27 protein-coding genes and 1 riboswitch are annotated in these 24,070 nt (G+C 39.7%); of the genes, 17 read left to right on the plus strand and 10 right to left on the minus strand.

Annotated features, from left to right (window positions below; genetic code table 11):
• Positions 1–9: 9 nt before the first annotated feature.
• From tenA to efp, 5 genes are all read right to left on the minus strand, one after another.
• Positions 10–657, minus strand: coding sequence for a thiaminase II (gene tenA / locus ACPT8Q_RS02485; RefSeq protein WP_050948820.1), 648 nt, complete (start codon positions 655–657; stop codon positions 10–12).
• 9 nt (positions 658–666) lie between these two features.
• A complete protein-coding gene (locus ACPT8Q_RS02490; protein WP_050948821.1) occupies positions 667–1,611 on the minus strand; it encodes an ABC transporter substrate-binding protein in 945 nt (314 codons plus the stop codon).
• Between the two features lie 22 nt (positions 1,612–1,633).
• On the minus strand, positions 1,634–2,371 hold the full coding sequence (locus ACPT8Q_RS02495) for an ABC transporter permease (RefSeq protein WP_050948822.1): 738 nt from the start codon (positions 2,369–2,371) through the stop codon (positions 1,634–1,636).
• Positions 2,368–3,090 (minus strand): ABC transporter ATP-binding protein, encoded by a 723-nt coding sequence (locus tag ACPT8Q_RS02500; protein WP_050948823.1) that lies wholly within the window; start codon positions 3,088–3,090, stop codon positions 2,368–2,370. Before ACPT8Q_RS02500 ends, ACPT8Q_RS02495 begins: the two co-directional genes overlap by 4 nt.
• Before the next feature lie 78 nt (positions 3,091–3,168).
• Positions 3,169–3,257: riboswitch (TPP riboswitch) on the minus strand.
• Positions 3,258–3,462: 205 nt separating this feature from the next.
• A complete protein-coding gene (gene efp / locus ACPT8Q_RS02505) occupies positions 3,463–4,029 on the minus strand; it encodes an elongation factor P (protein WP_005544066.1) in 567 nt (188 codons plus the stop codon).
• A 37-nt stretch (positions 4,030–4,066) separates the two neighbouring features.
• Here efp and epmB point away from each other — a divergent pair, with 37 nt between their 5' ends.
• From epmB to recO, 4 genes are all read left to right on the plus strand, one after another.
• Positions 4,067–5,083 (plus strand): EF-P beta-lysylation protein EpmB, encoded by a 1,017-nt coding sequence (gene epmB / locus ACPT8Q_RS02510; RefSeq protein ID WP_050948824.1) that lies wholly within the window; start codon positions 4,067–4,069, stop codon positions 5,081–5,083.
• Positions 5,084–5,181: 98 nt separating this feature from the next.
• Positions 5,182–6,381 carry an opacity-associated protein OapA gene (gene oapA / locus ACPT8Q_RS02515; protein ID WP_050948825.1) on the plus strand — a complete coding sequence of 400 codons (1,200 nt, stop codon included), beginning with the start codon at positions 5,182–5,184 and terminating at the stop codon, positions 6,379–6,381.
• A gap of 58 nt (positions 6,382–6,439) precedes the next feature.
• A complete protein-coding gene (locus tag ACPT8Q_RS02520) occupies positions 6,440–6,844 on the plus strand; it encodes an MliC family protein (protein ID WP_050948826.1) in 405 nt (134 codons plus the stop codon).
• Positions 6,845–6,846: 2 nt separating this feature from the next.
• Positions 6,847–7,557, plus strand: a complete 711-nt coding sequence (gene recO / locus ACPT8Q_RS02525) for a DNA repair protein RecO (RefSeq protein ID WP_050948827.1) — start codon at positions 6,847–6,849, stop codon at positions 7,555–7,557.
• A gap of 53 nt (positions 7,558–7,610) precedes the next feature.
• Here recO and ACPT8Q_RS02530 read toward each other — a convergent pair whose 3' ends face one another.
• The 4 genes from ACPT8Q_RS02530 to ACPT8Q_RS02545 form a co-directional block, all read right to left on the minus strand.
• Positions 7,611–7,904 (minus strand): hypothetical protein, encoded by a 294-nt coding sequence (locus ACPT8Q_RS02530; protein ID WP_050948828.1) that lies wholly within the window; start codon positions 7,902–7,904, stop codon positions 7,611–7,613.
• 4 nt (positions 7,905–7,908) lie between these two features.
• On the minus strand, positions 7,909–8,190 hold the full coding sequence (locus ACPT8Q_RS02535; RefSeq protein ID WP_230304890.1) for a hypothetical protein: 282 nt from the start codon (positions 8,188–8,190) through the stop codon (positions 7,909–7,911).
• Positions 8,191–8,472: 282 nt separating this feature from the next.
• Positions 8,473–8,829, minus strand: coding sequence for a type II toxin-antitoxin system PemK/MazF family toxin (locus ACPT8Q_RS02540; RefSeq protein ID WP_230304889.1), 357 nt, complete (start codon positions 8,827–8,829; stop codon positions 8,473–8,475).
• Positions 8,829–9,098, minus strand: a complete 270-nt coding sequence (locus ACPT8Q_RS02545; protein WP_061671317.1) for an AbrB/MazE/SpoVT family DNA-binding domain-containing protein — start codon at positions 9,096–9,098, stop codon at positions 8,829–8,831. Before ACPT8Q_RS02545 ends, ACPT8Q_RS02540 begins: the two co-directional genes overlap by 1 nt.
• A gap of 137 nt (positions 9,099–9,235) precedes the next feature.
• On the opposite strand from ACPT8Q_RS02545, the gene rlmD reads away from it, so the two are divergent.
• From rlmD to ACPT8Q_RS02575, 6 genes are all read left to right on the plus strand, one after another.
• A complete protein-coding gene (rlmD, locus tag ACPT8Q_RS02550) occupies positions 9,236–10,552 on the plus strand; it encodes a 23S rRNA (uracil(1939)-C(5))-methyltransferase RlmD (RefSeq protein WP_061671316.1) in 1,317 nt (438 codons plus the stop codon).
• Positions 10,553–10,629: 77 nt separating this feature from the next.
• On the plus strand, positions 10,630–12,861 hold the full coding sequence (gene relA, locus ACPT8Q_RS02555) for a GTP diphosphokinase (RefSeq protein WP_061671315.1): 2,232 nt from the start codon (positions 10,630–10,632) through the stop codon (positions 12,859–12,861).
• Between the two features lie 14 nt (positions 12,862–12,875).
• Positions 12,876–13,232 carry a diacylglycerol kinase gene (locus tag ACPT8Q_RS02560; RefSeq protein ID WP_005635165.1) on the plus strand — a complete coding sequence of 119 codons (357 nt, stop codon included), beginning with the start codon at positions 12,876–12,878 and terminating at the stop codon, positions 13,230–13,232.
• An 82-nt stretch (positions 13,233–13,314) separates the two neighbouring features.
• The gene (gene mog, locus ACPT8Q_RS02565) at positions 13,315–13,908 is read left to right on the plus strand and encodes a molybdopterin adenylyltransferase (RefSeq protein ID WP_005647046.1); all 594 of its coding nucleotides are present in this window, start codon (positions 13,315–13,317) and stop codon (positions 13,906–13,908) included.
• A 1-nt stretch (position 13,909) separates the two neighbouring features.
• Positions 13,910–14,248 (plus strand): nitrogen regulatory protein P-II, encoded by a 339-nt coding sequence (gene glnB / locus ACPT8Q_RS02570; protein WP_005627040.1) that lies wholly within the window; start codon positions 13,910–13,912, stop codon positions 14,246–14,248.
• Positions 14,248–15,294 (plus strand): AI-2E family transporter, encoded by a 1,047-nt coding sequence (locus ACPT8Q_RS02575; protein WP_061671314.1) that lies wholly within the window; start codon positions 14,248–14,250, stop codon positions 15,292–15,294. Before glnB ends, ACPT8Q_RS02575 begins: the two co-directional genes overlap by 1 nt.
• Positions 15,295–15,334: 40 nt before the next feature.
• On the opposite strand, the gene priA is transcribed toward ACPT8Q_RS02575, so the two are convergent.
• A complete protein-coding gene (gene priA / locus ACPT8Q_RS02580) occupies positions 15,335–17,527 on the minus strand; it encodes a primosomal protein N' (RefSeq protein WP_425622302.1) in 2,193 nt (730 codons plus the stop codon).
• An 84-nt stretch (positions 17,528–17,611) separates the two neighbouring features.
• Here priA and trmB point away from each other — a divergent pair, with 84 nt between their 5' ends.
• From trmB to napH, 7 genes are all read left to right on the plus strand, one after another.
• Positions 17,612–18,352 (plus strand): tRNA (guanosine(46)-N7)-methyltransferase TrmB, encoded by a 741-nt coding sequence (trmB, locus tag ACPT8Q_RS02585; RefSeq protein ID WP_050948836.1) that lies wholly within the window; start codon positions 17,612–17,614, stop codon positions 18,350–18,352.
• 84 nt (positions 18,353–18,436) lie between these two features.
• Positions 18,437–18,781 carry a YggL family protein gene (locus ACPT8Q_RS02590; RefSeq protein ID WP_044345390.1) on the plus strand — a complete coding sequence of 115 codons (345 nt, stop codon included), beginning with the start codon at positions 18,437–18,439 and terminating at the stop codon, positions 18,779–18,781.
• Between the two features lie 205 nt (positions 18,782–18,986).
• Positions 18,987–19,517 carry a ferredoxin-type protein NapF gene (napF, locus tag ACPT8Q_RS02595; RefSeq protein ID WP_044345389.1) on the plus strand — a complete coding sequence of 177 codons (531 nt, stop codon included), beginning with the start codon at positions 18,987–18,989 and terminating at the stop codon, positions 19,515–19,517.
• Complete coding sequence (locus ACPT8Q_RS02600; protein WP_005654036.1) at positions 19,510–19,791, plus strand: chaperone NapD; 282 nt, start codon at positions 19,510–19,512, stop codon at positions 19,789–19,791. The genes napF and ACPT8Q_RS02600 overlap by 8 nt, the downstream gene beginning before the upstream one ends.
• 36 nt (positions 19,792–19,827) lie before the next feature.
• Positions 19,828–22,311, plus strand: coding sequence for a nitrate reductase catalytic subunit NapA (gene napA, locus ACPT8Q_RS02605; protein ID WP_044345386.1), 2,484 nt, complete (start codon positions 19,828–19,830; stop codon positions 22,309–22,311).
• A 54-nt stretch (positions 22,312–22,365) separates the two neighbouring features.
• On the plus strand, positions 22,366–23,205 hold the full coding sequence (gene napG / locus ACPT8Q_RS02610) for a ferredoxin-type protein NapG (RefSeq protein WP_050948837.1): 840 nt from the start codon (positions 22,366–22,368) through the stop codon (positions 23,203–23,205).
• Positions 23,205–24,068, plus strand: coding sequence for a quinol dehydrogenase ferredoxin subunit NapH (gene napH / locus ACPT8Q_RS02615; protein WP_050948838.1), 864 nt, complete (start codon positions 23,205–23,207; stop codon positions 24,066–24,068). The genes napG and napH overlap by 1 nt, the downstream gene beginning before the upstream one ends.
• The last annotated feature ends 2 nt before the right edge of the window (positions 24,069–24,070 follow it).

Genomic DNA, 24,070 nt, shown 5'->3' on the forward strand with positions numbered 1-24,070 from the left:
CTCCTGTTGTTAAGCCAAATCCAACCCCATTTGCCAGAACGCAATTTCCATTCTGGTTGCGGTGGTGAAAATCTGTTGAATCTCGGCAAGTTGGCTTGGGTTTAGCGGTTTGCAAAGTGCGGTAAGAAAATCAACGGTTTCTTGGGCGGATTGTTGAAATTCCTCGCTCGCATAGGTATCAATCCACGTTTGATAAGGATTGCTTGGTAGTTTTGGATAATTTTCTGTGATGTAGCGGGCGACTTGTGCGTAACCCAAAGCACAAGGGGTCACGGCTGCATAAAGCTCAGCTAAACCGCCCGTCATGCCGCAATCAAGCAAATAGCGGGTATAAGCAATACAAGCGGCACTTTCTTGAGTAGCAAAAATCTCTTGTTCGCTAATGCCCCATTGGCGGCAATAATTTAAATGTAGTTGAATTTCTTGGCAAAGAATCTCTAAGGTTTTGCGAGGAATTTCCATTTCCGCAAAATTTTTTGCTTTATATACACCCAAAGCAAAGGCTCGACTATAGTGGAACAGATAGAGGTAATCCTGCTTCAAATAGTGTTGAAAACAAGCTTTTGGCAGCGTACCTTTTGCGAGCTGTTGCACAAATTCATGCTCAACATATTGCTTCCAATAAGGTTGCGCTTGCTGAATTAGTTGGTTGATCATCATTTTCCCTTACTGTAATTCGACAGCATAGTCTTTCAATTCAAGTGCTTTTGGAATCAAGCCTTTTTGATGCATAAATTCCGCCATTTGTTGATAACGTTTGGCATCCAATTGACGAGGTTTATTGGCTAAGAAGGGGAGCGTGTCTTTCCACGCTAGTTGGTTTAATGGCGTGTTGAGTTCATTCGGTTTATAGCTGACAAAGGCTTGCCATGCGTCATTTGGGTTGTTTTGTAGGTAGGTTGTAGCTTGTTCAAGTGCGGTTAAAAAAGCGGAAATTTTTTTAGAGGCAATATTGTTTTTGTTCGCTACTAAAATCAATTCATCATAAGCAGGCACGCCATATTGTTCAGGGAAGAATGCGATACCTTCTTGCTTTTCTAAAGCAAGCTGATTGAGTTCAAAATTACGAAATGCACCAATCACAGCATCCACTTGTCCAGTTAAAAGGGAGGGCGAAAGGGACCAATTTACATTCACTAATTCCACATCTTTATTGCTTAAACCAATAGAATGAAGCATTGTCTCAAGCAATCCATCTTCAAAACCGCTGACAGAATACCCCACTTTTTTACCTTTTAAATCAGCAAGGGTTTTCAAATTACTCTTTTTTAGCACCACTACGCTATTTAATGGATTTGAAATCAGTGAACCCACTCGTACTAAGGGTAAGCCTTCTGCCACTTGTTGATAAAGCTGAGGCTGATAACTCACGGCTAAATCAACTTTTCCTGCCGCCGCTAATTTCGGCGGTAATGCTGGATCAGCAGGTTCAATAATATTAACCTCAAGGTTATTTTTCTCAAAAAAACCTTTCTGCTGTGCCACAATGATGGCTGCGTGATCGGGGTTTACATACCAATCTAGCATTACGCTGATTTTCTCTTTTGCAAAGCTAGGAAGCGTGAGCATTAGCCCCATTACAAAGCTGAAATAACGGATGACTGTCTTCATTTTTTTCTCCTTTAATGAAAAGTTAAACAGACCAAATAAAACGATGTAATAGCCTATCAATACTGAAATATAAACAGAGTGAAATTGACACTAAAATTAGTAAGGCAGCAAACATTAAATCGACTTGCATTCGGGCATTGGCGTGAATCATCAAATACCCCAACCCTTCAGACGAACCTACCCATTCGCCCACCACCGCACCAATCGGGGCAACCGAAACGGCAATACGCAAGCCCGAAGCAAAAGCAGGTAAAGCCGCAGGTAATCGCACTTTAAGTAATAAACGCAAGGGGGAAATGTTAAAGGTTTTCGCCAGATCGAGCCACGCTTGTGGGGTGTTGCGTAGTCCATCATAACAAGCTGCCGTGACGGGGAAGTAGATAATCAGCACCGACATCACAATTTTGGATGCCATTCCATAGCCAAACCACAACACCAACAACGGTGCGATAGCAAACACAGGAATCGCTTGCGAAATGACCAAAATCGGCAATAACACGGCAGAAATTTGACGAGAAAATGAGAGCAACAACGCCGAAATCAACCCAAACAGAAAGCCTAACAACAGTCCTAAGCAGATTTCTAACAACGTGACTTGCGTATGTTGCCAAAGCAGCTCAGCGTGTGTGAACAACTGCTGCCCTACAGCTTGCGGTGAGGGAAAAATGTAGTGTGGGAAGCTGCCCAAGGTTGCAACCATTTGCCAGAGCATCAACAACACACCTACAATTAAAAGCGGTTTAAGTAGGCGAATTTTCATTGTTCGCCCCCTAATTCTCTCAATAATTGCTGCTGCAACGCCCATAAATTGGCTTGATGCAACTCACGCGGGGCGTTACCTTCGGGCAAAATTACCGCCGATAATGCTGTTTGATGAGTTTCAGGCGAACGCAGTACAAAAATACGATGGCTTAGTCGCAACGCCTCTTGCGGATCGTGGGTTACGAGCAGCACTGATTTATCTTCGAGCAGTTCAAGGGCTAAATCTTGAAGTTGATGGCGACTGATGGCATCAAGAGCGGAAAAAGGCTCATCTAGCAAAATCAAATCTGCCTCTTGCATTAAGGTGCGTGCCAAGGCAACCCGCTGTTTTTGCCCGCCTGAAAGTTGCGAACAAGGCTTGTGCCAATGTGCTGCCATTCCCACTTTTTCAAGCAACATTTTAGCTTTTTCAGTGGTTTTTGCAGATTTTCGCCCAAATAAGACCGCTTGCAATTGCACGTTATCGACAATTGATAGCCACGGATAAAGCGTCTCTTTTTGAGGCAACCACGCAATACGAATTGTCGGTTCAACTAGGATTTTCCCCTGCACCACGCCTTGCGTTTCAATGCCCGCCAGTAGTCGCAAAAGTGTCGATTTTCCCACGCCTGAACTGCCCAACAAGCTTACCCATTCGTTCGGCAACAGGGTTAAATTAAGATGCTCAAATAACGTTTGCCCATTAAATGCAAGACTCAAATCTTGAATACGCACCATCGCTCGCCTCAATGATTAAAGGGAATGCGTAATAAAAAAGAAAGGATAAGAAATGGAATGGAATGAAAAGAAAATGGATTTATTGGCATATTAGTTTCCTACGTCAGTGCTAACTGTTTCAGGTTCACGGGTATCATCTCAGCCTTTCGGCACCCCGACTAAAAGTGGGAAAAATTCTATACTGTAATGAAAAATAAAACAAGGCTGAATTTTATTGGCTTTGGTTTATGATTTTTTAGAAAAACTAAATTTATAAAAAATGCCTTTCCTATTTATGAACAGAAAGGCATTTTTATTGAATGAATTTCAGTGCTTTTTATTACTACAACATAATATATCGCAGAAATTAACCGCACTTTTTTATCTAAATGATTATTTTACGCGAGAGACGTATTCGCCAGAGCGGGTATCAACTCTGATTACTTCGCCGATTTGAACGAAAAGAGGTACTTTTACTACTGCACCAGTGCTTAATGTTGCGGGTTTACCGCCAGTGCCTGCGGTATCGCCTTTTAAGCCTGGGTCTGTATCGACGATTTCTAATTCAACAAAGTTTGGTGGAGTAACAGTAATTGGCGCGCCATTCCATAAAGTCACGATACAATCTGCTTGGTCTAATAACCATTTTTCTGCATCGCCTACAGCTTTTGCATCTGCAGAGTACTGTTCAAATGTTTCTGGGTGCATGAAATACCAAAACGCATCGTCTTTGTATGAATAAGTTAAGTTAAGATCCATAACATCAGCCGCTTCAACTGAGGTGCCAGATTTAAAGTTTACGTCTAATACTTTGCCTGAAATTAATTTACGAATACGAGTGCGAGTGAATGCTTGACCTTTACCTGGTTTTACAAATTCATTTTCAACGATTACACAAGGCTCGCCGTCTTGCATAAATTTTAGACCCGGTTTGAAATCACTGGTAGTATATGTGGCCATATTTGAAATATCCTAAAAATGAGAGATGGTTTGAAAAGTGCGTATTTTAACCCAAGAACCCGTCATTAGAGAAGAACAAAATTGGCTCACAATTCTAAAAAATGCCATTTCAGATCCTAAATTATTGCTAAAAGCCTTAAATTTACCAGAAGATGATTTTGAGCAATCTATTGCTGCGCGGAAACTTTTTTCGCTCCGCGTGCCACAACCTTTTATTGATAAAATGGAAAAAGGCAATCCGCAAGATCCCCTTTTCTTGCAAGTGATGTGCTCTGATTTAGAATTTGTGCAAGCGGAGGGATTTAGTACAGATCCCTTAGAAGAAAAAAATGCCAATGCGGTGCCAAATATTCTTCATAAATATAGAAATCGCTTGCTCTTTATGGCAAAAGGCGGTTGTGCAGTAAATTGTCGTTATTGTTTTCGCCGACATTTTCCTTACGATGAAAATCCAGGAAATAAAAAAAGCTGGCAGCTGGCATTAGATTACATTGCAGCACATTCTGAAATTGAAGAAGTGATTTTTTCAGGTGGCGATCCTTTAATGGCGAAAGATCACGAATTAGCGTGGCTAATAAAACATTTGGAAAACATACCGCACTTACAACGTTTGCGTATTCACACCCGTTTGCCTGTTGTCATTCCGCAACGAATTACTGATGAATTTTGCACTTTATTAGCAGAAACTCCTTTGCAAAAAGTGATGGTGACACACATTAATCATCCGAATGAAATTGATCAAATTTTTACTAATGCGATGCAAAAATTAAACGCCGTGAATGTCACGCTTTTGAATCAATCCGTTTTACTAAAAGGCGTGAATGATGATGCACAAATTCTAAAAATATTGAGTGATAAACTTTTCCAAACAGGCATTTTGCCTTATTACTTGCATTTGCTGGATAAAGTGCAAGGGGCGAGCCATTTTCTGATTAGCGATATTGAAGCTATGCAAATCTATAAAACCTTGCAATCTCTGACTTCTGGCTATCTTGTTCCTAAACTTGCACGAGAAATTGCGGGCGAGCCAAATAAGACTTTATACGCAGAATAAGATCCGATAAAATACGCATAATTTTTTGCCACACTTTAGTGGCTTCAATTTTCTGGTTAATCTCAATAACAGACATTATGCGTACTCTAGGGGGTTCTATGAATCAACATCAAAACGGATCGTCATCCCAAAATGAATTAGATTTAGGACTTAATCAAGCAGAGCCGATTACACCAAAGAAAGCAGTTCAGCCAAGTTCATCAATTTTAGGTAAAGCAAAAGGGTTGTTTACCAAAAAAAATCACGTGCAAACTAACTTTCAGCAACGTAAAGAACCCACTTTTGGGCATACTCCTGCTCAAGAAAGCACACCTTTTATTTCTAGCGAAACATTGAGAACGGAACAAGAGCCTGTTCTTCAAACAAATTCCACAGAAGAAAATATTTCTGCGGTTGATGAAGAAATCAATGCTGAAAATAACGCTGATGAAACCGTCGAAAAGGCTGAAAAACCTATTTTAGCTCAACCAGAAAAATGGAAAGTATTACAAGTATTGCCAGCAAAACATCGTCGTTTATTTATGGCTATTTTTGTGTTGGTTATTTTATTGATTATTTTCTTTGCATTAAAACCAAGTTCTGACACCGTTGAGTCTTTCACTCAATCTAACAGTAATGAAATTCCTGTGCAGTTCCAATCGTTAGATCAAAATCAACCAGTTGAAACCACGATTTTAGATAACCCTCCTGCACAAAATCAAATGCCAAATGAAATGGCTGCGGCATCTGTTGCACCTATGCAAGCAGCTCAAGCGGAACAGCCTCAAATGCAACCTGCACAAACGCAAACAGAACAGCCAAAACCAACTGTGCCTGTTCAGCCGATGAAAAAAGCGGTAGAGCCACAAGTTGCGCATAAAGATACCGCGAAAAAAGAAGTGAAAGTGGCGGAGAAAGCACAGGCTCCATCAAAAGCAACGGAACAAAACGTCGCTGAAACAGCAGGAAAAGCACCGATTGTTGAAGCCAAACCTGTTCAAGATAAAAAAGAAAAGAAAGTTCAAATCGTTGATGCAAAACCTGTGAGTAAATCTACAGCCTCTCGCCTTTCTGCAAAAACATTAACTGTGCCGAAAGGTGTTTCACTGATGCAAGTCTTCCGTGATAATCAACTTAATATTTCCGATGTAAACGCAATGAGCAAAGCGGCAGGGGCGGGAAATGTTTTAAGTAGCTTTAAATCTGGCGATAAAGTAACGGTATCTGTGAATAATCAAGGGCGAGTAAATGAAATGCGTTTATCCAATGGCGCGCGTTTTGTTCGTCAGTCTGATGGTTCTTATCGATATAAAAAATAATTTTTTGGGCGAGTAATCGCCTTTTTTCTTTTTAAATTCTTTTCTCAAGGTAGGATTTATGTTGAAAAAAACATCTCTTATTTTTACCGCACTTTTGCTGGCTGGCTGTACGCAAAATACGAATGTGACAACGCCCCAAGCGCAAAAAATGCAAGTAGAAAAAGTGGATAAAGCCTTACAAAAAGGCGAAGCTGACCGATATTTATGTCAAGATGATAAAGTTGTTCGAGTTGTACACGCCACGCATAAAAAATACAAAAAAAATTTGCATTATGTCACTGTCACTTTTCAAGGCGTATCAGAAAAACTCACCTTAATGATTTCTGAACGTGGTAAAAATTACGCTAATATTCGTTGGATGTGGCAAGAGCGTGATGATTTTAGTACGCTAAAAACAAATCTCGGCGAAATTTTAGCAACGCAATGTGTTTCACAAACAAGTGAACGCTTATCTGGACAATAATCGTGCAAAGCGAACTTCAACGTGGTTTTGTTTTGCATCGCCGCCCTTACAGTGAAACGAGCCTTTTAGTTGATTTATTCACTGAAGAAAGTGGGCGTTTAACAGTCATTGCAAAAGGGGCGCGCGCAAAGCGTTCATCTTGGAAATCGGTTTTGCAACCTTTCACACCTTTATTATTGCGTTGGACGGGAAAAAACGCATTGAAAACCCTTACCAAAGCTGAACCCGCCGCAATTACACTGCCTTTACAACAAATCGCCCTTTATAGTGGCTTTTATGTAAATGAATTACTCACTCGTGTTATTGAGTCTGAAACGCCAAATCCTGCGCTGTTTCAACATTATTTAAAATGCTTAACAGGCTTGGCAACGGAAACCAACGTTGAGCCAACATTGCGTCTTTTTGAATTTCAACTTTTACAAATTCTTGGTTACGGCGTGGATTTTCTGCATTGTGCAGGCTCTGGCGAGCCAGTGGATTTCTCAATGACATACCGTTATCGTGAGGAAAAAGGTTTCATTGCGTCTTTAGTGAAAGATAATCTCACGTTTTACGGTAGAGATTTGTTAGCCTTTGAAGCCCTCGATTTTTCTGATGATGCGGTACGTCAAGCAGCAAAACGCTTCACTCGTATTGCGCTGAAACCTTATCTTGGCGATAAACCGCTAAAAAGCCGAGAGTTATTTTCACAGCACATTCTCTTGTTAAAATGATTTTTTAAAAATGTAAAGCAAAAATAAAGGCAAACAATGTTTGCCTATGATGTTTATTCTAAACCGTTTTCACTTATTCCTGCTTTTGTGCTAAAAAATAATCCAGCAAAGCCGAAAACAAAGAAACTTATTGCAGAATAATATATTAACTGAATGCAATTTAAGACAGGCATATTTTCATTATTAAATGTAAGAACATCGCCTAAGGTAAAAGCATATCCAACACTTAATGACAAAAGCACAATAATTTTTCCAATTGTTCTTTCTATATTCATTACTTTTAATCCAAATAATGCAATTAAAAGTAAAACTATAAGAATTGCAGAACTGATAAATAGATCATTCATTTTACTATTTCTTAATTTCTTCTAACATTTCGCAACTATCAGATTTGCTATTTTTACAAGATTTTTGAAACCATAATATTGCTTTCTTTCTATTCTTCTTAGCTAAATAACTATAGCCGAGGACAAGTTGAGCCCCTGCAATCACAGGTTGGTTAAAGTCGTTAATAGGTGCGTTTGCTACAGATTCAGCATATTCTATAGCTTTAGAATAATTACCTGCACCCATTTCAATAGCTGCCTGAATTGCGTGCTTCGTCCTTGCATCTTCTATTTTTTGCTTGTTCAAGAGTGAATTCATAAGAGTAAGTAGATAAGCGCATTAATGATAAACCGAGTAATGCTGTAGTAACAGTTATTTTAAATTTGTTCATTTTTTATTCCTTATTATAGAAAATTTCTTAGCAAGATGTTTGTGTTATCTCTGTAAAGAGATAACACCAGTAAGTATACTTACTGGCAAATTGGCTATAAAAAGAGTATAAAAAAACAGCGATTACTGGCTTATATAAAGATGGAAATATCACTAGTGGTACAGTAAATGCTGTTGCCACCTTTGGGTTTTTACTATTTATTGTGGATCAATCAAATCTACTAATTTCATAATCACTTCATCGACTAAATAATCTTCTGCTTTTGTGGCAAATTTTGCTTGTCTCTCGTTTAAATCTAATGCACGAACTTGATGACATAAAATTACACCTGTTACTTTGCCTGATTGAGTACTATTTCCATCAATAACTACAGTGACATTTTGTGAACGAGCAAAATTCCCACCAGATGATATTGGACAACAAATAGCTGTTCCTAAAGCCTTATTAAGTAATTCATCTGAAACGACTATAAAATAATGCGGGTTACGTAATTCTTGCCCCTTAGTGGGATCTGGATCGACATACCAAATTTCGCCTTTTTTAGGCATTCGCATTACCATACCTCTTTTCCTGTTGGTTCAGATTGCGTGAAATTTGACACTGAAGCATTTAATGCTGTAATTTCTTGGCTATCAATATTTGACAATAGTTCAGCAACGGTTTTTCGTCCTCTTGCTTGACGTTTAATTGGTGTAAGCACAACGCACTCTCCCTGCGCTTCTAAGTTAATTTTATGACCAATTTGCCATCCCATTTGTTGTAAAATTGCCATCGGCACAGTTAATACGGCTGCTCCGCCTTGTTGTCTTAATGTCGCTTGCATAATATCCCTTTCTTTTTGTGTTACTTTGTGTAACATTGTGAGACTGTTTTTAGGAAATGTAAAGCAAAAATAAAATATCAATGAATAACTATTCTGCAATGTGTATACTCAACTAATTTGGCGCAATTCTTCAAACGATGGTTCTTCTTTATACCCCAAAGCAAAAAACAAAAAATGTTCAAACCATTACGGCGGATATTCTTGATTTAGATTATCAAGGTTTAGGCGTGGCGAAAATTAATGGTAAAACTTGGTTTATTGAAAATGCGCTTCCGCAGGAAAAAGTGGAATGTCGTATTTTGGAAGATAAACGACAATATGGACACGCCATTGTAAAAAAATGGCGAGTAAAAAGCCCAGAACGTTTAGCACCAAAATGTGCTTATTTTATGCGTTGTGGTGGTTGCCAAGGACAGCATATTCCCATTGAAATGCAGAGAAAAGCGAAAGAATCCGCATTGTTTAAGCGATTAAGCAAATTACAGTCAGAACCTATTTCATTCCAACCTATGATTTGTGGTGATGCTTGGGCATATCGTCGTCGTGTGCGTTTGAGTTTATGGTTTAACCCAAACACAAAACAAATCGACATGGGCTTTCGTCAGAAAAATACCAACGATTTAATACCCGTTCAATCTTGCGAAGTGGCAGAGCCTGCAATCAATCATTTACTGCCTAAATTAACCGCACTTTTAGAACAATTCTCTGCACCAAAACAGCTTGGGCATATTGAACTTGTGGCTGCCGATAATGGCGTCGCAATGTTGTTACGTTACACCAAAAACCTTGCGGAAATTGACCGCACTTTATTGCTCAAATTTGCTGAACAAGAAAAATTAATGCTGTTTTTACAAAGCGATGAAGGCATTGAACAAAACTATGGCGATTCACCTTATTATCAATTTTCTGATGGCATAAAATTACATTTTGATATTCGCGATTTTATCCAAGTAAATCGTGCATTAAATGAACGTATGGTAAATACAGCCTTGGATTGGCTTGAATTGAACCAACAGGATTGTGTGCTAGATTTATTTTGCGGCATGGGAAATTTTACGCTTCCTCTCGCCAAACGCGTGAAAAGTGCGGTAGGAATTGAAGGTGTTTTTGAAATGGTGCAAAAAGCGGCGCAAAATGCCGCAAGAAACCAAATCAAGAATATTGAATTTTTCCAAGCGGATCTTAACCAATCCTTTGTTGAACAACCTTGGGCTAAGCAGGCGTTCAATAAGATTTTGCTTGATCCTCCACGCAGCGGCGCAGCTTTCGCGTTAAATGCGTTGTGTGAGCTGAAAGCAGAGAAAATTTTATATGTGTCTTGTAATCCCGCAACATTAGTGCGTGATGCGGAAATTTTACGTGATTTTGGCTACAAGATTGAAAAAAGCTCAGTAATAGATATGTTTCCGCACACAGGGCATTTGGAATCAATAACCTTATTCACTACAAAATAACTCGGTTATTCGGTACAATCTCAACCCAAAATAAAAGTGGCAGGAAGCGACTTTCTTTTCATTAACAAGGGGGTGTTATGGTTGCTGTTCGTGGTTCTCATTTGTTAAATCCGCAGGATTTTGTGATTGAACAATGGTGTGCTGGCTTAAAACTGGCAGAACAAACAGAAAAAAGTTTGATCGATGCGTGGTATTACGCACGTGATTTAATGAATACCTATCCCGATGAAATGAAGAATGCGACCTTGATACTGCAGTCTGGCGTGGAAATGGTAGAAATTTTGCACGAACTGAATATGGATGCGGAAACCCTGCTTACTGCCATGTTGTTTCCTGTGGTTGCAAATAAATTAACAGACTGGGAAAGTCTAAAAGAAAAGTTTGGTGCGAAAATCACGAAATTGCTTAAAGGCGTGTTGGAAATGGATAATATTCGCCAACTCAATGCCAGTCATTCAGCTAATGCGTTACAAGTGGATAATGTTCGCCGTATGTTGTTGGCAATGGTGGACGATTTCCGCTGCGTAATCATTAAACTTGCTGAACGCATTACTTTCTTGCGTGATGCAGAGCATCGTTGCGCCGAAGAAGATAAAGTCCTTGCCGCCAAAGAATGTTCTAATATTTACGCCCCTCTTGCTAATCGTCTTGGGATTGGTCAGCTGAAGTGGGAGTTAGAAGATTACTGCTTCCGTTATCTCCATCCAGAACAATATCGTGCTATTGCTAAATTATTACAGGAACGTCGTCTTGATCGTGAACATTACATTGCTGATTTCGTTAGCGAGTTGAGTGGCTATTTACGTGAAAACATCGAGCAAGTGGAAGTCTATGGTCGTCCGAAACATATTTACAGCATTTGGCGAAAAATGCAGAAAAAGCATCTTGAGTTTAGCGGTTTATATGATGTCAGAGCGGTCAGAATTATCGTGCAAAAATTGCAAGATTGTTACACCGCACTAGGGATTGTTCATACTCAATTTAAACACTTACCCAAAGAATTTGACGATTATGTGGCGAACCCGAAACCGAACGGTTATCAATCTATTCATACTGTTGTTTTGGGTAAAGGCGGCAAGCCAATTGAAGTACAAATTCGAACCCAACAAATGCACGATGATGCAGAGTTGGGTGTGGCTGCACACTGGAAATATAAAGAGGGCAATACAGGCAGTATGTCTGCCTACGAAGAAAAAATTGCGTGGTTGCGTAAATTGCTAGCTTGGCAAGATGATATTACGGATTCTGGCGAAGTGATGGCTGAGTTACGCAGTCAAGTATTTGATGATCGTGTCTATGTGTTTACGCCAAAAGGCGAAGTGGTGGATTTGCCAACGGGATCTACACCATTAGATTTTGCTTATGCAATTCATAGTGAAATTGGTCATCGTTGCATCGGGGCAAAAGTAGCGGGACGTATTGTGCCATTTACCTATCAGCTACAAATGGGCGATCAAATCGATATTATTACCCAGAAAAATCCTAACCCGAGCCGTGACTGGTTAAACCCAAATTTAGGATTTACTCACACCGCAAAATCTCGAGCCAAAATTCAAGCGTGGTTTAAAAAACAAGATCGCGATAAAAATATTCCAGCGGGTAAAGAATTACTTGATAATGAATTAGCGCGTTTGAATTTAAGTATAAAGCAAGTGGAACCTTATGCGTTACCACGCTATAACTTGAAAAATTTGGACGATCTTTATGCGGGCATTGGCAGTGGCGATATTCGTTTAAATAACTTAATCAATTTCTTGCAAAGTAAATTGATTAAAGTGACCGCTGAAGAAGCTGATCAGGAAATTCTGCGTCACGTTGCTAACAAAAGTGCGGTAAATTCCCAGCAGAAATCTGAAAAGAACAATGGCTACGTAATTGTGGAGGGTGTAGGCAATCTTATGCATCATATTGCACGTTGCTGCCAGCCTATTCCTGGTGATGCGATTATTGGTTATATCACAATGGGGCGAGGTATTTCTATTCACCGAGCGGATTGCGAACAGTTCTTAGATTTGCAAGCTGCTCACCCAGAGCGAGTGGTGGAGTCTATTTGGGGAGAAAATTACGCAAGTGGTTTCCATATTAATATCCGTATTGTGGCAGGCGATCGCAATGGCTTATTGCGTGATATTACGACGGTTCTAGCAAATGAAAAAATTAGCGTATTAGGGGTGTCAAGCCGTGCTGATACCAAAAAACAGCTTGCTACCATTGATATGGAAATTGAACTCCATAATGTTGAAAGTTTAAGTAAAATATTGGCTCGATTAGCAAAATTAGATGACGTAATTGAGGCGAAACGTTTATAAAAATAGGAAAATTTATGTATAAAACGACGGGGCTAACCCATTTAATCAACTCCACTAAATATTCATTACAGGGCTTAAAAAGTGCGTTTAAAAATGAAACAGCTTTTCGCCACGAATGTTTTTTAGCCTGCATTTTAATTCCTCTTGCTTTCTTTTTAGGCGAAACAAAAATGGAAATTATCTTGATGATTTCTTCTGTTTTGCTTGTGATGGCGTTAGAACTTTTAAACAGTGCGGTGGAAGCTGTCGTTGATCGCATTGGTACAGAACGCCACGAACTTTCAGGACGTGCGAAAGATCAAGGCTCTGCATCGGTATTTATTGCTCTTTGTATTGTCGGTATCGTTTGGGGCGGAATTTTATTCTTCTAGCCCTCCAAAAGTGCGGTACGTTTTTACCGCATTTTTGATTTATCCAATCAAGTCAAAATCATTTATAAAAATAAGGAAAAATATGACCGCACTTTTAAAAATTGGTCTGGTGTCTGTTTCTGATCGCGCATCAGCAGGCGTGTATCAAGATCAAGGTATTCCAGAATTACAGGCTTGGTTAGAACAAGCGTTAGTAGATCCTTTCCATTTAGAAACAAGATTAATCCCCGATGAGCAGCCAGTTATTGAACAAACATTAAAAGAGCTAGTAGATGAACAAGGTTGCCATTTGGTGCTGACAACTGGTGGAACTGGGCCTGCAAAACGCGATGTCACGCCTGACGCCACCCTTGCGGTAGCAGATCGAGAAATGCCGGGTTTTGGCGAACAAATGCGTCAAGTGAGTTTGCATTTTGTGCCCACTGCAATTTTATCTCGCCAAGTGGGTGTGATTCGTAAGGAAAGCCTGATTTTAAATCTTCCGGGTCAGCCTAAAGCGATTAAAGAAACCTTAGAGGGCGTGAAAGATAAAGAAGGAAATGTACTTGTAAAAGGTATTTTCAGTGCTGTGCCTTATTGTTTGCAACTGATTAACGGCTTATATATTGATACCAAGCCTGAAATCATTGAAAGTTTCCGTCCTAAATCAGCAAGACGCGAAAATCTGGAGAAATAGCATGAAAAAAATCGAAGCAATGATTAAACCCTTTAAATTAGACGATGTGCGAGAAAGTCTTTCAGATATTGGGATTTCAGGTATGACAATCACGGAAGTACGCGGATTTGGTCGCCAAAAAGGTCATACAGAACTTTATCGTGGTGCGGAATATATGGTGGATTTTCTGCCGAAAGTGAAATTGGAAGTAGTGGTTCCTGATGAGCTTGTGGATCAATGTATTGAAGCTATTATTGAAACGGCACAAACAGGCAAAATCGGTGACGGCAAAATTTTTGTTTATAACGTTGAGCGAGCGATCCGCATTCGCACGGGCGAAGAAAACGAGGATGCGATTTAGTGCAAAATAATTTAAATTTACACCGCACTTTGCTTGGCATTGCTGCGGTAATTATTATCTTAGCTGGCGTAAAATTGGCGGCAGAAATTGTGGTGCCATTTTTACTATCGCTATTTATTGCGATAATTTGTTCGCCGATAATTAAGGCGATGACCCAACGCCGCGTCCCGCATTGGTTAGCCATTACTTTACTTTTCGTCTTGATTTCTTTGGTATTTTTCTTCTTAGTCGGGTTGATTAACAGCACAGCAAGAGAATTTACCCAATCTATTCCACAATATAAAATTTTGCTTTCACAACGCATAAGTGATTTGACTGCTTTATCGCAACGTTTCAATCTGCCTTTCACGCTTTCGCGTGAAACCATCCAAGAAAATTTTGACCCAAGCATCATTATGAATTTTGTGAGCCGAGTATTGCTCAATTTTTCTGGTGTGGTCAGTAATGTGTTTGTTTTAGTGTTGGTTGTGATTTTTATGCTTGCTGAAGCACCAACGATGAAACATAAATTTGCAATGGTAATTAGTTCAACTCCTCATGATGCAGCCAAAGAAGAACGCCATATTGACCGAGTTTTGCAAGGCGTAATTGGTTATCTTGGAATTAAAAGCATCACGAGCTTACTGACTGGTGTTGGGGTATTTATTTTGTTGGAAGCCTGTGGGGTTCAATATGCCATTTTGTGGGCAACCTTGAGTTTCTTGTTGAATTATATTCCGAATATTGGTTCTATCATTGCGGCTATTCCGATTATTGTGCAAGCCTTATTACTAAATGGTTTTGGTGTTGGCTTTGGCGTGGCAGTCGGTGTTATTGCGATCAATATGGTTGTCGGTAACATTATTGAACCTAAAATGATGGGGCAACGATTAGGGCTTTCAACCTTAGTAGTATTCCTTTCATTATTGTTTTGGGGATGGTTACTTGGAACAGTGGGAATGCTACTATCTGTTCCTTTGACGATGGCATTAAAAATTGCCTTGGAGTCCAGTCCCAATACAGCGAAATATGCCTGTCTATTGGGGGATGTCGAAGATTTCAAATAGATTTTAGAGATAAAAGTGCGGTGAATTTTCACCGCATTTTTTATGATAAGTCTTGCGGATCAACGTCCAAAATTAACCGCACTTGGCTGTTTTTTTCAAGTTCGGCTTGTTGATATTCTCTCAATGCTTTTTGCAACGTCATTCTTGACGGATGCTGCAATAATAACTGCCAGCGATATTGCCCTGCTTTTTTGCTGAACGGTGCAGGCATTGGGCCAAGCATTTGTAATCCCGCAATTTGCTTTGATTGAAAAAAATCTGCAATTTGGCTTAAGCAATTTTCTGCAAGCTCAGAATGTCTAGCCTGTGCTTTGAATAACGCCTGAAAAGTGAAAGGGGGTAATCCCATTGAATGGCGTAATTGTAAGGTTTCTTTGGCAAAAGCTTGATAACCATTTGCCAATAAGGTGGTAAGCAAAGGATGATCGGGATAATGTGTTTGTAGCACCACTTCGCCTTGTTTATCGGCACGTCCAGCTCGTCCAGCAACTTGAATATAAAGTTGAGCTAAACGTTCTTCTGCACGAAAATCCAGTGAAAATAATGCACTATCTACATTCACTAAGGCAACTAGGGTAACATTCGGAAAATGATGTCCTTTCGCCAGCATTTGTGTGCCAATCAAAATTTGACTTTTGCCTTGTTGAATATCTTCTAAATAACCTTCCAATTTTCCTTTACGCGAAGTATTATCGCGGTCGATTCGCGCTACAGAATAATTAGGGAATAGCATTTTTAAAGTTTCTTCTAATTGTTCCGTGCCGAGACCTGTGGTGACTAAATGAGTCGAGCCGCAATCGCCACATTGACGAGGAATAGTTTTTTGCGTGCCACAATGATGACAACGCAATACATTTTGATGCTGATGATAGGTATAAGGTTTTTCACAATGAGGGCATTGTGCGATCCAACCACATTCGTGGCAAAGCAATACGGGCGCAAAGCCACGACGATTTAAGAAAAGCAACACTTGATTGCCTTTTTCAAGGTGGGCTTTCATTCGTTCCAATAAGGGTTTTGAAAGCCCGTTTTGTATGTTTTGATTTTTCAAATCAATAACGAAATGACGAAGTGCGGTAGAATTTCCCGCTCTTTTTGATAAAACTAAATGTTGGTATTTGCCGTTTTGTACATTATTAATACTTTCTAAACTTGGCGTGGCGGAGCCCATTAATACCGCAATATTTAGTTTTTGAGCCAGTACAATCGCTAAGTCTCGCGCATGGTAACGCCAACTGTCTTGCTGTTTGTAAGATGAGTCGTGTTCTTCGTCTAAAATAATTGCACTAAGATTAGAAAATTGCGTGAACAATGCCGATCTCGTGCCAATAACAATGGCACTTTGTCCAGAGCGGGCGCGATCCCATACATAAAGCCGTTGCGTATCGGTTAAATTAGAATGCAGTACATCAATTTCTACATTAAAACGTGCTTTAAAACGGTGCACCGTTTGAGGTGTTAGCCCGATTTCGGGTACAAGCACTAATACTTGCTTACCCGATTTTAAAATTTCTTCAATATATTGCAGATAAATTTCTGTTTTGCCTGAACCTGTCACCCCATCGAGCAGCCATACATTGAAACCAGAATGAAAACGCAATTGACTAAACGCTAAGGCTTGTTGCTTATTTAAGGTTAAACGATTTTCAGCATTGACAATTGGGTTATCGCCTAAGCTTTGTTGCCAGCTTAGGGGCTTTGTTTGGAGAGTCATTTCCTCAATAAACCCTTTGGCTTTTAAGGCTGACCAAATCGCAGAGGAAAAATCATTATTGCCTTTTTCAAGATCAGTTTCAGATAAGCATTGTAGAGCTTTAACTTGCTTTTTCGAGCGTTTTAACAGGCCTTGTTCAAGGGCATTTTTCCCCTCATCCGTAATTCGCCAAAAAGTGCGGTCATTTTTCACCGCACTTTCGCCGTTACGTAATTTCACAGGCAAGGCTTGAAATAACACATCGCCTAATCCCGCTTGATAATAATTTGCTGCCCAATGCAGCCAATCCCAATAAATGGGCGTAAAAAGTGGTGTTAAATCCAATAGTTTAAGAATAGCTTTAAGCTTATCCTCTGGCACGTCCGATTTTGTCGGAAAATTAGCCACAATGGCGATGCGTTTTTGCGTACCAAAAGGCACAAGAACACGCATACCGATTTGTAATGAAACATCATCGGGGACGAGATAATCAAATAAACGAGGAAGCGGCACAGCCAGTGCCACTCGGACAATTTTCATAATCAACCTTGGGAAAAAATTTGCCCTATTATACGAGAAAAATTGGTATAATCGCCGCCAATTTTTTTCACGAATAACATTTTTATGACACAAACTTTTGCTGATCAAAAACGTAAAACCGTTGAAACCGCAGAATTTACCGAAGATGGCCGCTATAAACGCAAAGTCCGTAGCTTTGTGTTACGTACTGGTCGTTTGAGTGAATTTCAGAAAAACATGATGAATGATAACTGGGGAACACTTGGTTTAGATTATCAAACGGAACCTTTTGATTTTGCGAAGATTTATGGCAATGATAATCCAGTTGTATTAGAAATTGGCTTTGGGATGGGAAAATCGCTCGTGGATATGGCTTTTGCTAATCCAGACAAAAATTACCTTGGCATTGAAGTTCATACTCCAGGCGTTGGTGCTTGTATTGCTTATGCAGTGGAAAAAGGCGTCACGAATTTACGCGTGATCTGTCATGATGCAACGGAAATTTTACGTGACAGTATTGCAGATGGTGCACTTGGCGGTTTGCAATTATTTTTCCCCGATCCTTGGCATAAAGCAAAGCATCATAAACGTCGTATTGTTCAACCGCACTTTGTGACACAAGTTGTACAAAAATTAGCTGGAAATGGTTTTATCCATATGGCGACAGACTGGGAAAATTATGCAGAGCAAATGCTAGAGGTATTAAGCGCAAACACCGATTTAGTGAACACTTCGAAAAATGGCGATTATATTCCAAGACCAGATTTTAGACCTTTAACTAAATTTGAAGCCAGAGGCCACAGACTTGGACACGGTGTTTGGGATTTATATTTTGTGAAGAAATAAATCAGTTTTAGGCAAACACGATGCCTAATTGATGAATTTAATATAGAATACGCGTTTGAATATAACCTTAATAGGAGAAATATAATGTCTAAATCTTACAATCAACGCCAACGCAAAAAACTTCATTTTGCGGAATTTCAAGAACTGGGTTTTCTTGTCAATTTCCAATTTGCAGAAGGTACTGCGATTGAAACGGTAGATGAAATCGTTGATCGTTTTATTAACGAAGTGATTCAACCAAATGGATTAGCTTATGAAGGTAGCGGGTATTTACATTGGGAAGGTTTAGTTTGCCTAGAAAAAATTGGCAAATGCGATGAAAGCCATCGTGAAACTGTGAAAAAATGGTTAGAAACAAATGGTTTGCAACAAATTGAAGTAAGCGAATTATTTGATATTTGGTGGGAATATCCAGCAAAAGCAGAATAATCTAAATTGAAAGCAGCATAGCAAAAATCGCTATGCTGTTTTGTTTTAATCCCTTGCAAAATTCATTAAATCTTAGATTTTTTGATCTATAACAAATAAAGTTCAAATAATTGACAAACTACCTATTTTTGGTTGTTTTCATTTATTCATCGTAAACACATAATTCTTCGTCTACAGAAGCATTCAGAAATATTTAAAAGACATTATGACCGTTGAAAGTTTACCTCGCAGACAATTTTTACGCGGTAAATTTTCAACATTGAGCTGTTTAGAAAATAATCAAAAACAGAATTTTGTGGGTATTAGACCGCCTTGGTCTGTGGAAAATTCTATTTTTGTAGCGCAATGTACGCGCTGTGGCGACTGTCTTTCTGTCTGTGAAACCAATATTTTGGTAAAGGGCGATGCTGGTTTTCCTGAAGTGTGCTTTGATAATGGCGAATGTACTTTTTGTGGGAAATGTGTAGATGCCTGTAAACAGCCTATTTTTTATCCTCGTGACCAGTTACCTTGGTCACATAAAATCGACATTGGCGTAGCTTGTTTAACATTGCACCGTATTGAATGCCGAACTTGCCAAGATAATTGTCCAGCTAATGCGATTCGTTTTAAATTACAAATGGGTGGCGTAGCACAACCTTTAGTTAATTTTGATGCTTGTAATGGCTGTGGGGCTTGTGTACAAGGCTGCCCCGTGAATGCAATAACAATGAACGATCTAAAACAAAATGAATAATACAAATTTAATATTAGAAAATGCGAGAGATTGGCACGTTGTTGGATTGATCGTGCAAGGTAATCCAAAAAAATTATCAGCAATTCAAACCGCACTTTTAGCGATTGAGCATACTGAAATTCCGACTTTTGATGAAAAACTTGGGAAATTTGTGGTGGTAATGCAATCGCACGATCAGCATCTCTTGCTTGAAAAAATGGAAAGTGTGAAAGATATCGACGGTGTGATTAATGTATCGTTGGTGTATCACGAGCAAGATGAACAAAATAAATAATTTTAAAATCAAACGTTTAACGTGGGGGAAAACGCGATGAATTTAAGTCGTCGAGACTTTATGAAAGCCAATGCGGCTATGGCAGCCGCAACGGCAGCGGGGCTAACCATCCCAGTCAAAAATGTGGTTGCGGCTGAATCCGAAATTAAATGGGATAAAGGCGTATGTCGTTTCTGTGGTACTGGTTGTGCTGTGCTGGTTGGGACTAAAGATGGGCGTGTTGTGGCATCTCAAGGCGATCCTGATGCAGAAGTAAACCGTGGTTTAAACTGTATTAAAGGCTATTTCTTACCGAAAATTATGTACGGTAAAGATCGTTTAACGCAGCCGCTTTTACGTATGACAAACGGAAAATTTGATAAGAACGGCGATTTTGTGCCAGTTTCTTGGGATTTTGCGTTCAAAACAATGGCTGAGAAATTCAAAGAAGCGTTTAAAAAGAACGGGCAAAATGCAGTGGGTATGTTTAGTTCTGGACAATCAACCATTTGGGAAGGTTATGCGAAGAACAAACTTTGGAAAGCAGGTTTCCGTTCTAACAACGTAGACCCGAATGCACGTCACTGTATGGCGTCTGCAGCGGTTGCATTTATGCGTACTTTTGGTATGGATGAACCAATGGGTTGTTATGATGATATTGAACAGGCAGATGCTTTTGTTCTTTGGGGCTCAAATATGGCGGAAATGCACCCAATTTTGTGGTCGCGCATTACTGATCGCCGTATTTCTAATCCTGATGTTCGTGTCACTGTGCTTTCTACTTACGAACATCGTAGTTTTGAACTTGCCGATCACGGTTTGATATTTACACCGCAAACTGATTTGGCAATTATGAACTATATCATCAATTATCTTATTCAAAATAATGCGATTAATTGGGATTTTGTTAATAAACATACCAAATTTAAACGCGGAGAAACGAATATTGGCTATGGTTTGCGTCCAGAGCATCCGTTAGAAAAAGACACGAATTATAAAACAGCTGGGAAAATGCACGATTCTTCTTTTGAAGAATTAAAGCAACTTGTCTCAGAATATACTGTGGAAAAAGTGTCGAAAATGTCTGGGTTAGATAAAGTTCAGTTAGAAACTTTAGCGAAACTTTATGCCGATCCAACGAAGAAAGTGGTTTCCTACTGGACAATGGGCTTTAACCAACATACACGTGGTGTGTGGGTAAACCAATTAATCTACAATATTCATTTACTTACTGGAAAAATTTCAATTCCGGGTTGTGGGCCATTTTCATTAACTGGTCAGCCTTCTGCTTGTGGTACAGCACGTGAAGTAGGTTCATTCCCTCATCGTTTACCGGCAGACTTAGTGGTAACTAATCCTAAACACCGTGAAATTGCTGAACGTATTTGGAAATTACCAAAGGGGACGGTTTCTGAAAAAGTGGGGCTACACACAATTGCACAAGACCGTGCAATGAATGATGGCAAAATGAATGTGTTATGGCAAATGTGTAACAATAATATGCAAGCAGGGCCAAACATTAATCAAGAGCGTTTGCCAGGCTGGCGTAAAGAAGGCAACTTCGTGATTGTTTCAGATCCTTACCCAACTGTATCCGCACTTTCCGCTGACTTAATTCTTCCAACGGCAATGTGGGTAGAAAAAGAGGGGGCTTACGGTAATGCAGAACGTCGTACTCAATTCTGGCGTCAGCAAGTCAAAGCACCAGGCGAAGCAAAATCAGACTTATGGCAATTAATGGAGTTCGCAAAATACTTTACGACTGATGAAATGTGGACAGAAGAATTACTTGCACAAATGCCTGAATATAGAGGTAAAACTTTATATGAAGTGCTTTTCAAAAATGGTCAAGTAGATAAATTCCCATTGAGCGAACTTGCTGAAGGCCAATTAAACGATGAATCAGAATATTTTGGTTACTACGTTCACAAAGGTTTATTTGAAGAATACGCTGAATTTGGTCGTGGTCACGGTCACGATTTAGCTCCATTTGATATGTATCATAAAGCGCGTGGTTTACGCTGGCCAGTTGTAGAAGGTAAAGAAACCTTGTGGCGTTACCGTGAAGGCTATGATCCGTATGTTAAAGAAGGGGAAGGTGTGGCTTTCTATGGTTATCCTGATAAGAAAGCGATTATTCTAGCTGTACCTTATGAACCACCAGCTGAGTCACCAGATAATGAATACGATTTATGGTTATCAACAGGTCGTGTTCTTGAACATTGGCATACGGGTACAATGACACGCCGTGTACCAGAATTGCATCGCGCATTTCCAAATAATTTAGTATGGATGCACCCATTAGATGCACAAGCACGTGGTTTACGTCACGGCGATAAAATTAAGATTTCATCTCGTCGAGGCGAAATGATTTCTTACTTGGATACTCGCGGGCGTAATAAACCACCTCGTGGCTTAGTATTTACCACTTTCTTTGATGCAGGTCAGCTTGCAAATAATTTAACGTTAGATGCGACAGACCCAATTTCAAAAGAAACCGACTTCAAAAAATGTGCGGTAAAAGTGGAAAAGGCTGCGTAAAAACGATGTAAAAATCAACCGCACTTTATTTTCTCTCACCAATAAAAGAGGAAGATGAAAGTGCGGTTAAAATTTAAAAAGAAAATGAAGAAACCCGCTCTCAATCCTGAACGTAGAAAATTTCTCAAAGAAGCAACCCGTACTGCGGGTGGTTTAGCTGGCGTTGGGATTTTGTTGGGATTGCAGCAAAATCAAAGTCTTGCGCGCGAAGGTGTGCCATTACGTCCGCCCTTTGCTTTGCAAGATGCAAAAGCGTTTTCTGCCGCTTGTATTCGTTGTGGGCAATGTGTTCAAGCCTGCCCTTACGATATGTTGCATTTAGCATCTTTATTATCGCCAGTAGAAGCGGGAACACCGTATTTTATTGCGCGTGATAAACCTTGTGAAATGTGTCCTGATATTCCTTGTGCAAAAGCCTGTCCTAGTGGTGCATTAGATCGTCAAGCAACGGATATTAATGAATCGCGTATGGGGCTGTCAGTACTGTTAGATCACGAAACTTGCTTAAATTATCAAGGATTACGTTGCGATGTTTGTTATCGGGTTTGTCCATTAATCGATAAAGCGATTACATTGGAAAAACAACATAATCCACGTTCTGATAAGCACGCCTTATTTATTCCAACAGTACATTCTGATGCCTGTACTGGATGTGGAAAATGCGAGCAAGCTTGTGTGTTAGAAGAAGCAGCGATTAAAATTTTACCAATGGATCTGGCAAAAGGTATGTTAGGTAAACATTATCGTTTAGGTTGGGAAGAAAAAGCGAAAGCTGGCCATTCTCTTGCACCTAAAGATATGATTTCGTTACCAACTCGCACGCCAGAAAGAACAGCTGTAATTCCTGAACCAGCAGAACCCGTGCTTGCGCCTATTTTAGGGAGTGGCAAATAATGGCAAATGCACCAAAATTTGCAGGGAAAGAGGCTCGAGAAAAATGGGGCTGGTGGTATGCAAACCGCTTTTTGTTTTGGCGTCGATTAAGCCAACTCAGCATTCTTGCGATGTTTTTGAGTGGCCCTTATTTTGGCGTGTGGATTTTAAAAGGTAATTATAGTGGTAGTTTATTACTCGATACTATTCCACTAAGTGATCCTCTAATTACCGCTGAAAGCTTGGCTGCAAGACATTTACCAGATGCCCTCACTTTAATTGGTGCTGCAGTTATTGTGTTATTTTACGCAGTACTTGGTAGTAAAGTGTTTTGTGGTTGGGTATGCCCACTAAATGTTGTGACTGACTGTGCTGCGTGGCTTCGCCGTAAGTTAGGCATTCGCCAAACAGCAAAAATTTCGCGCGGTTTACGTTATGGCATTCTTGTGCTTATTTTACTAGGCAGTAGTGTCAGCGGAATGTTGCTTTGGGAATGGGTTAATCCAGTGGCTGCACTTGGTCGAGCTTTTGTATTCGGTTTTGGTGCAACGGGTTGGTTATTACTTGTTATTTTTCTTTTTGATTTATTGATTGCAGAACATGGCTGGTGTGGACATCTTTGCCCAATTGGTGCTGCTTATGGTGTGATTGGTGCAAAAAGTTTAATCCGTATTAAAGTGATTGATCGTGCTAAATGCGATAATTGTATGGATTGCTACAATGTTTGTCCCGAAGCCCAAGTGTTACGTTCGCCTTTACACGGAAAAAAAGACGAAAGCCTACTCGTGCTTTCCAAAGATTGCATCAGCTGCGGACGTTGTATTGACGTTTGCGCTGAAAAAGTTTTTAAATTTTCGACCAGATTCGATCATTCAGGGGAGTGATT

The organism is Haemophilus sp. HN_Hi10 (genome assembly GCF_049821985.1).
Classification (GTDB): Bacteria; Pseudomonadota; Gammaproteobacteria; order Enterobacterales; family Pasteurellaceae; genus Haemophilus; species Haemophilus influenzae_D.